At 34.7% G+C, this 8,461-nt stretch carries 7 protein-coding genes and 4 pseudogenes; 2 read left to right on the top strand and 9 right to left on the bottom strand.

Features of this window, described 5'->3' with window-relative positions; translation table 11 throughout:
- The 9 genes and pseudogenes from tmk to JCM7501_RS12060 form a co-directional block, all read right to left on the bottom strand.
- Positions 1–612 (bottom strand): annotated as a pseudogene (gene tmk, locus JCM7501_RS12100) (dTMP kinase); the annotation flags it as partial.
- Positions 609–2,031: pseudogene (locus JCM7501_RS12095) on the bottom strand (aminotransferase class I/II-fold pyridoxal phosphate-dependent enzyme). The pseudogenes JCM7501_RS12095 and tmk, both read right to left, overlap by 4 nt.
- 65 nt (positions 2,032–2,096) lie before the next feature.
- The gene (locus tag JCM7501_RS12090; RefSeq protein WP_013149592.1) at positions 2,097–2,321 is read right to left on the bottom strand and encodes a sigma factor G inhibitor Gin; all 225 of its coding nucleotides are present in this window, start codon (positions 2,319–2,321) and stop codon (positions 2,097–2,099) included.
- Between the two features lie 135 nt (positions 2,322–2,456).
- Positions 2,457–3,030 (bottom strand): annotated as a pseudogene (locus JCM7501_RS12085) (DNA-3-methyladenine glycosylase I).
- A 10-nt stretch (positions 3,031–3,040) separates the two neighbouring features.
- Positions 3,041–3,987: pseudogene (locus JCM7501_RS12080) on the bottom strand (ROK family protein).
- 381 nt (positions 3,988–4,368) lie between these two features.
- Positions 4,369–5,592, bottom strand: coding sequence for an NAD(P)/FAD-dependent oxidoreductase (locus tag JCM7501_RS12075; protein ID WP_028992548.1), 1,224 nt, complete (start codon positions 5,590–5,592; stop codon positions 4,369–4,371).
- A 46-nt stretch (positions 5,593–5,638) separates the two neighbouring features.
- On the bottom strand, positions 5,639–6,172 hold the full coding sequence (locus JCM7501_RS12070) for a YeeE/YedE thiosulfate transporter family protein (RefSeq protein WP_012994254.1): 534 nt from the start codon (positions 6,170–6,172) through the stop codon (positions 5,639–5,641).
- A gap of 16 nt (positions 6,173–6,188) precedes the next feature.
- Positions 6,189–6,416: a sulfurtransferase TusA family protein gene (locus JCM7501_RS12065; protein ID WP_003867363.1), complete on the bottom strand. Its 228-nt coding sequence runs from the start codon at positions 6,414–6,416 to the stop codon at positions 6,189–6,191.
- 13 nt (positions 6,417–6,429) lie between these two features.
- A complete protein-coding gene (locus JCM7501_RS12060) occupies positions 6,430–7,089 on the bottom strand; it encodes a YeeE/YedE thiosulfate transporter family protein (RefSeq protein ID WP_054644885.1) in 660 nt (219 codons plus the stop codon).
- Positions 7,090–7,287: 198 nt separating this feature from the next.
- Here JCM7501_RS12060 and JCM7501_RS12055 point away from each other — a divergent pair, with 198 nt between their 5' ends.
- Entirely contained in the window at positions 7,288–8,181 is an 894-nt protein-coding gene (locus JCM7501_RS12055) for a LysR family transcriptional regulator (protein ID WP_013149587.1), read from the top strand.
- A gap of 12 nt (positions 8,182–8,193) precedes the next feature.
- Complete coding sequence (locus JCM7501_RS12050) at positions 8,194–8,433, top strand: sulfurtransferase TusA family protein (protein WP_054644884.1); 240 nt, start codon at positions 8,194–8,196, stop codon at positions 8,431–8,433.
- Positions 8,434–8,461 lie beyond the last annotated feature (28 nt).

The raw sequence follows: 8,461 nt of genomic DNA, 5'->3' as shown, positions 1-8,461 counted from the left end.
TAAACAAATATTTTTTTACTGCATCAATTATGTCTTGATGCACTTTGACAATCTCTTGCATTCCGTCTATAAATACAAACCTTTTAGGATATTCTTTAACAAGCTTAATATACCCTTCTCTTACTTTTTTATGAAAATCCCAACTTTCTCTTTCTAACCTATCTGCTTCTCTTTTGCCCCGCCTTTTCATCGCTTCTTCAGGAGTAATGTCTATATAAATTGTTACATCAGGCAAAATCCCCATTGTAGCTATTTCATTAACTATCTTAACCTTTTCTATCCCTAAGCCCCTCGCATAACCCTGATACACATAAGAACTATCCACAAAGCGGTCTAACAGTACAATTTTGCCTTCCTTAATAGCCGGCAAATTTTCTCTTCCACCAGCTGAGCTCTTGAAGAAGCGTATAAAAGCATTTCTGTGACTGGAGAGATGAAATTATATTTATCCAATAAAATATCTCTCACTTTTTCTCCTACGTTTGTTCCTCCAGGTTCCCTTAATACCAAAATATTATAACCCTTTTTTAAAAGATACTCCTTCAGAAACTTTATTTGAGTAGTCTTACCACATCCATCTATTCCTTCGAAACTTATAAATTTCCCTTTCATATTTCACACACCAATAGGCTGTTATTTTTATTAAGACCTAATATCTTAATACCTTTATTATATAATACATTTATATATTTTACCATATCTTTTTTATTCGCTCTCCTGGACACACAAGCGGAACTCCCGGAGGATAAGGAATAATAAAGTCTGCACAAATACTGCCTTCCGCATCTTCCAAAGATACCCATTTAGTCTTTTGCCTTATCGCTTCAGCAGGTTTTAAAACCATTTCTGGAACATCAGGATAATCTTCTATTTCTACCTCTAATTTTTTATCTTTTTTAGATTTTTCATATTTGCAAGCCCTTTTATTAAAAGTTCAACCTCTTCCTTATTATCTGCTAATGTAATCATGGCAAGTATATTAAAAGTATCAGCCATCTCTACTTGTATATTAAAATTCTCCCTCAAAAAACCTTCTGCTTCAGGCCCCGTTATACCTAAGTTCTTTACACTTATAGTAAGTTTGGTTTTGTCAAAGTCAACAATGCCGAAGCTACCTAATATTTCTTCCCCTAAACACCTTACTCCCCCAAGAGTGTTTATCTCATGTCTTGCATAATCAGCAAGAATAATCGCTTTTTCTAATCTGTTTTTACCTTCCTTCTCCATGTAATCTCTTGCAAGGTCAAGAGAAGACATAAGAAGGTAGGAAGGAGATGTTGATTGAAAAAGGCTTAGAAAATATTTCAGTCGATTTGTATCTACTCTGTCCGAATTCAAATGAAGTATAGAACTTTGAGTAAAAGAAGACAAAGTTTTATGGATACTTTGTACTACAATGTCTGCACCTACCTGTAAAGATGAAAGAGGTAAATTACCAGAAAAAGGAAAGTGAGCTCCATGAGCCTCATCCACAATTAAAATTTTATGGTATTTATGAACGATATCGGAAATTTTTTCGATATCACTACAAAATCCATAATAATTTGGATAAGTTATCACAACTGCTTTTATAGACTCATTTTTCTTTAAACATTCTTCTAGTTTGTCTATATTAACTCCCATTGGGATGCCACTTTCGTAATCAATTTCCGGGTTTATGTAGAAAGGTACTGCTCCTGTTAGTACAAGGCCGTTATATACAGATTTATGAGAATTTCTCATTATAAGCACTTTATCATCGGGATCTAAAACTGCGTACATCGCTGCATATATCCCCGAGGTCGTCCCATTTACAAGAAAAAAAGATTCTTTCGCTCCAAAAGCTCTTGCTGCAAGTTTTTGTGCCTCAAGTATGGGACCTTCGGGATTGTGAAGGTTGTCAAGTCCTGGTACCTCTGTTAGATCAATCTTTGTTAAATTGACAAGATATTCTTCTGGAAAAATCCTTCCCTGTTTATGACCTGGCATGTGAAAGGGTATAATCTGTTTTTTTACATAATCCATAAGGGCTTCATATAATGGAGCTGTCATACAATCCTCCGTATAATCATAATTTCTTGTTACTTTGATTATACCATAAAATATGAAAACCGGACCTACATCCGGTTTTCATACCTTATACCCTTCATATAACCTTCCCATATGTCTATCATTTTTTGCTTGTAAAAATCATAACTTTCATCAAAAGGAGATAAATCTATTAATTTTTCTTGGCAATTTGTACAGAGAAATTTCCCTAATACTTCTATTCCATCTTCTGATTGCTGTTCGCATATAAAGCATTTCTTTCTTGTTGCTATGCTTTCCATAGTCAACACCATCTTTCAAAATTTTCTAATGTAATTATTCCCTTTTGTGCAAAAATATATTCACCTTTTTATATTTCAATTTCATTATATTTTTTGTTAAAAGAAAAAAAGCAAGTCTTAATCAAATTGCACCAGGCTCTGCCTGTATTATTTAAAAGTCTCAATTAATTCCTTATATCTAAAACAACTAATTAAATGGTCATTTACTATACCTACCGCCTGCATATATGAATATATAATAGTAGAACCTATAAAAATAAATCCTCTTTTTTTAAGCTCTCGGCTTATTTTATCCGACAATTCAGTTTTAGAAGGTATATCTTCAATTCTTTCCCATTTATTTATTATAGGTTTATAATCTACAAAGCTCCAAATGTACTTATCAAAACTCCCAAATTCTTGTTGTATTTCTATAAACCTTTTTGCATTGTGCACTGAAGCCTCTATTTTCTTTTCTGTTTTTTATAATTCCACTATTTTTTATAAGCTCTTCTATTTTCTTTTCATCATATTGTGACACTTTTATAGGGTCAAAGTCAGCATAGGCCTTTCTGTAATTTTCTCTTTTTTTTAAAATAGTAATCCAACTAAGACCTGCTTGTGCCGATTCTAAAACCAAAAACTCAAAATGTTTTTTATCCTCATGAACAGGCACTCCCCATTCTTCATCGTGATATTTTATGTAAAGGTCATCACCCAAACACCAAGGACACCTATTCATATTCCACCTCTTATAAAAGTAATGCTGCCGCTCCTAAAACACCCACGTTTTCTCCAAGCTCTGCTTTTACTATTTCACACACCGCAGCGTTTGGCTTTAAAGCTTTTTCCTTTATTGTTTCCATCATTTTATCATAAAGCATCTCCCATTGAGTAGATACGCCACCACCTATGGCAACTCTTTTTGGATTATAAAAAGCCATGATATTTGATATTCCCACTCCAAGATAAAAAGCTTCCTTGTCTACCAATACTTTTGCAAACTCGTCTCCTAATTTTGCCGCTTCAAATACATGTTCTGATTTTACCACTCCATCTTTGGCTAAATCCTTTATCATTGTATTCTCTCCGTCTTGAATTCCTTGTTGTGCAAATCTTGCAATAGCTGTGCCAGAAGCAAAGGCTTCAAAGCAGCCATAATTTCCACAGTTGCATCGAGGTCCATTGAAATTTATAGTATGATGCCCAATTTCAGCTGCATTTGAATTTTCTCCGCTATAAAGTTTTCCTTCTATTATCACGCCACCACCAATTCCAGTGCTTACAGTGATGTACACAAAATTGTCTATACCTCTTCCCGCGCCAAACAAATGTTCTCCAATAGCTGCAGCATTTGCATCATTTTCTAATTTTACTTCAAGTTCAAGTTTACGAGATAAAATATCCACAATGGGAACATTGTCCCAACCCGGAAGATTAGGTGGACTTACAACTACCCCCCTTTTAGCATCAAGGGGCCCTGGAGACCCAATACCAACCCCTTTTAAATCAGATAATTTCAACCCTGTTTCCTTTAAAACATCATAGATACTTCGTTCTATTCGATTAATCACTTCTTCTGGCCCTTTTTCAGCATAGTAGGTATTTTTATGCTTTTTATAATAGTGCCCTTCTCATCTACAAGGCCTGTACTTATCTTTGTCCCTCCTAAGTCAACACCGCATAGGATTCTCCCCATTTTTATCCCTCCATTCTTCACTGTTTTTAAATATAGTATCCTCCATTTTGCTATTAAAGTCAATATAATAAAGAAATGCCCAAAAGGGCATTTCAGACTGATGACAAACTTTCGCAAAGTAGATATTTTACATAAGTTGCGACTTGTGACAAAGCGCTAACAAAACTTAGCAAGACTGAGGATGGAGCGGGGCCGAAGCCAAGGAGGGCGGAGGCGGGCACCTAAGACAGGACGTCGAATGTGCCCGGTACCCCGCCGTAATCCGAAAGTCGCGCTTTAGCTTTGTCGCTTTGGAACTTCGGAGCAACGATGCAAAATATCTACTTTAAATAATTTTTGGTTCTTTGTTAACAAAGCTGAAATGCCCAAAAGGGCATTTTCTTATATACAGCTAAGCAATTCTTTTTCAAAATCCTCTAAGTCATAAATATGCTTTGCCACCTTGCCTTCTTTTACAACAGCAATGCAAGGTACTTTTTCACAATACAGCCTCTTAGCAAGTCTGTCAGACTTATAAATATCTATCCTACACATTTTCAGTTTATCAGCATATTTTTTATGGAATTCCTCAACCTTCAAAAGATATTCTCTGTCTTTTGCCTCAACAGCATTGTAAACATATGCTAATACTGTCTCTTTAGCTTTCAAAATTTCATTCGTAAAGTAATCCGTTTCCTCAATATATTTTTCTGCCATAACACCCGCTATTGCACCATCTCCTACCGCTGTAGCAACTTGCCTTAAAAACTTATCTCTTACATCTCCAACAGCATATACTCCGTCAATATTAGTTTCCATATTCTCGTTAGTTATAATATAACCTTTAGGTGTCATGTTTATTAGACCTTTGAATATCTCTGTATTAGGAACATAACCTATAAACAGAAAACAACCATCTACATCTACAGGAATTAATTCTCCTGTCTTCAAATTCTTAAGAACAACTCTTTCTAATCTTTCATTCCCTTCAAAAGCTTCAACCATTGTATTCCAATGGAATATCATTTTTTCATTTTTTAGTGCTTTTTCTTGAGCCACCTTGTTTGCATCCATTATGCCTTCATCGTGGATAACGGAGACGTGTACTTCTCTCGCAAACTTGGTCAAGAATATTCCCTCTTCAATAGCTGCATCTCCACTTCCAATTATCATAACCTTTTTATCTGTATAGTAAGCCGCATCACACGTGGCACAAAAAGATATTCCTTTATCGTATAAAAAGTTCTCTTCCCCTTTAGCACCTGTAAGCCTTGGCTTGCCTCCTGTCGCAATAATAACAGCCTTAGCATAATAATCAACCCGGAAAGTAGAAACTACTTTATAGTCTTCTTCTATTCTCAAGCCTTTTACATCGGTAAGCTTTATTTGAACACCAAACCTTTTAGTCTGTTGCTCAAATAATTTCATCAACTCAAGTCCAGCAATTGGTTCAGGAAATCCCGGATAATTCTCAATTTCACTGGTATATGTGGCAAGGCCACCAACGAGAGACTTTTCAATTAAAAGAGTTTTAAGTCTCGCACGTCCACAATATATAGCTGCTGTCATTCCAGCAGGTCCACCGCCAATAACTACTACATCATAATATTCTTTTTTCTTTTCCATATAAACCCCCTCCTAAAATTTAGGTGGCTATAAGCCACCTAATTATTTACATAAAATATTTGACTAACAGTTTACTGCCAATCCACGCTCCAATTAGTATAAATACTGTATATACCCAACCATGGAGAGACATGGATGATACGCCACTGAAAAATGCTCCAATATTACATCCAAAAGCTATTCTTGCACCATATCCCATTAAAAGACCTCCAAGTATAGCCGCAACAACTTGTTTATGAGATTTTATCTTTTTAATTTTAAACTGCGAAGCTAAAAGAGTAGCCAAAAAAGCTCCTAAAATAATCCCTATATCCTGAACTGAACCTGTATTTGTGAAAACACTTTGAGTGAGTGCTTTTGCATGAGATGGGTTTTGGAAATAAGTCCAAGTCTCTGGATGTCCTCCTAAAGCTCTAAATATCCACGCACCCCAGTAGGAAAAAGTCGTCGTAATACCCCATGGATGCCCAGAAAATGCGAATAAAGCTATATTTAAAAGTCCTAAAAGGACTGCTCCTGTCCAATAACTCCATGCATCTTTTATTATTTTCTTAAAAAAGGGATGCTCCTGGAAATTCATTTACTTTCACCTCCCTTTACTTAGTTTTTTCAATATAAACTTCCCACTGGCCATCATCAACTTCTTCAATTTCTACATTGTATCCCATGTTTCTTGCCCATTCTGGCACATTTTTCATAGCACAACTATGGTCTATCTCTACAATCAATACATCTCCAACTTTTAATTTCTCCATTTCCTTTTGAGTTTTCAAAAGTGGTACTGGGCAAGCCTCTCCTAAACAATCAAGTCTGTATTCTGCCATACAAATCTCCTCCTTAAAAATTAATTTTTGCATTAAATCTTTTATACTCATACCATTCTGCAAGTATGAAAAGTAGACCTAACAATATTAGTTGTCCAAAGAATGCAACGCCCCAGCCAAATACATCTGGTAAAAACACTTTAGGTGATTTAGCTATAGAGACTTTGGTCCACCATCCAAAGTCCCTTGCACCCCATAAAGAACCTATGATAAAGAATATTATTGACAACCACTGCATCATAAACCCTTCTCCAACTCTCATCAAAGTTCCTGAAGCACAACCTCCAGCTATGACCATTCCTATCCCAAACATTGTAGCTCCTATCACTGTGTGTATTCCAACAGGTGCAATATTACCAGGAATGGCTTCTCCTCTTAAATAAGCATTGTATTGAATTGCGGCAAATCCTATTGTGGCAATCATAAATGCTACAATCACAGCTCTGGTAAGTGAAGTACTACCCGTTAAAACCGGGTCTCTCAAAGATGCAGTAAAGCAAAATCTAGCTTTTTGAAGAACGAAGCCAAAGGCAATCCCAAAAGCCCAATAAACTGCTAACTTAGTCGATTGCTTTGATAAAATTATGCCTATAATGACAATTACAACTAAAAGTGCAACTCCATAAGGGAACTGATTTGCCTTTTTCTTTTTACTTTTTTTCACCGCCTCCATTTATATCCCTCCCACTTTGTTATTATTTTAACGTTCCAATTGTATTATACTATAACTTTTTGTCCTTTTATCATTTAAAAATCTTATACAATATAAGTTTTCTTTATATCAAACTTGTAGTATAATTAAATTAAACGTTGTATTAAGTCATGTCTTTAACAATATTCGACAAGTTTTTATCAAAAAAGGGGGAGACATATGAATATCAATAATTTGAGAGCCTTCTATAAAACAGTTTATTATAAAAGCATTTCATCTTCTGCAAAAGAATTGTATCTATCTCAGCCTGCCATAAGTCAGCAAATAAAAGCCCTTGAAAAAGATTTAAAAACTACTCTTTTAAAGAGAAGCAATAGAGGTGTAATTCCAACACCGGCAGGAGAATTAGTTTATCATTATGCAGAACGGATTTTAAATTTATATGACAATATGATACAAGACCTACAATGTTGTGAAAATGACCGTATAAACAGGCTAACAATATCTTGCTGTCCTACCATCGGCCAATACGCTTTGCCTTGCGCTCTTCATGAATTTAAAAAGAAAAATAAAAACATTACACTCCACGTAGAGCACAATTTTAGCAATGAAGTAATCCATCACATAAAAGAAGGAGGCACTGATATAGGATTTATTGAAGGCTGTTATTCTGATGAAAATATAAATTGCATTCCTCTAGGAGAATTTAAAATGCATTTTGTCGCTAGTGGCAATTGGGAATTGAAAAATTTGCCAAAAAATAAATTATTCTATTATAATTTCTTTATCATTCATAAAAACTGTGCCTCGCGAAAAATAATCGAAGAGACACTTCTTGAATATGGTATTGACATAAACAAATTAAAAATTGAAATGGAATCACCTTCTATCGAATCAATAAAATCTTCAATTGCTGCAGGGCACGGTCTATCTATTCTGCCTTATATTTCCATAAAAAAAGAGTTGTATACAAAAACCCTCACTATTGTAGAAGTAGATAACATCGAGTTTAATTACACCTATTCACTTATCTATGACAAAAAAATTCATAAAAAAATTAAGTCTGATTTTATTGATTTTATCAAAAACTCAGGTAAAACTTTCTTCTGTTAAGGGTGATAAAATATGATGCATGAACTTATGACTTTTGGAGAAATATGCCCATTACCTCTTTTAAAGGCTATTGAAAAATACAAAAAGATGGAAAAAGGTGATATGTTAAAAATCGTGGTGGACCATAGCTGTTCTTTAAAAAACATACAGGAATATTTTTTAAAGCTTAATTGTTCAGTGGAAATAGATGAAGTTCTAAATGGAGTATGGGAAATATATATAAAAAATAAACTCCTTTTCAGGAGTTTATAAAGGGGGCTTTTGTAAAATTTTACCGGCG

Source organism: Thermoanaerobacter thermocopriae JCM 7501 (assembly GCF_001310975.1).
Lineage (GTDB): Bacteria > Bacillota > Thermoanaerobacteria > Thermoanaerobacterales > Thermoanaerobacteraceae > Thermoanaerobacter > Thermoanaerobacter thermocopriae.
Note: the sequence above shows the minus strand (reverse complement) of the source record. Positions and strands in the feature narration are given on the sequence as shown.

Excerpts from the sequence above, each read along its gene's own strand:
- JCM7501_RS12090 (WP_013149592.1), bottom strand. The coding sequence starts at position 2,321 with ATGGTGTTGACTATGGAAAGCATAGCAACAAGAAAGAAATGCTTTATA.
- JCM7501_RS12075 (WP_028992548.1), bottom strand. The coding sequence starts at position 5,592 with ATGGAAAAGAAAAAAGAATATTATGATGTAGTAGTTATTGGCGGTGGA.
- JCM7501_RS12070 (WP_012994254.1), bottom strand. The coding sequence starts at position 6,172 with ATGAATTTCCAGGAGCATCCCTTTTTTAAGAAAATAATAAAAGATGCA.
- JCM7501_RS12065 (WP_003867363.1), bottom strand. The coding sequence starts at position 6,416 with ATGGCAGAATACAGACTTGATTGTTTAGGAGAGGCTTGCCCAGTACCA.
- JCM7501_RS12060 (WP_054644885.1), bottom strand. The coding sequence starts at position 7,089 with ATGGAGGCGGTGAAAAAAAGTAAAAAGAAAAAGGCAAATCAGTTCCCT.
- JCM7501_RS12055 (WP_013149587.1), top strand. The coding sequence starts at position 7,288 with ATGAATATCAATAATTTGAGAGCCTTCTATAAAACAGTTTATTATAAA.
- JCM7501_RS12050 (WP_054644884.1), top strand. The coding sequence starts at position 8,194 with ATGATGCATGAACTTATGACTTTTGGAGAAATATGCCCATTACCTCTT.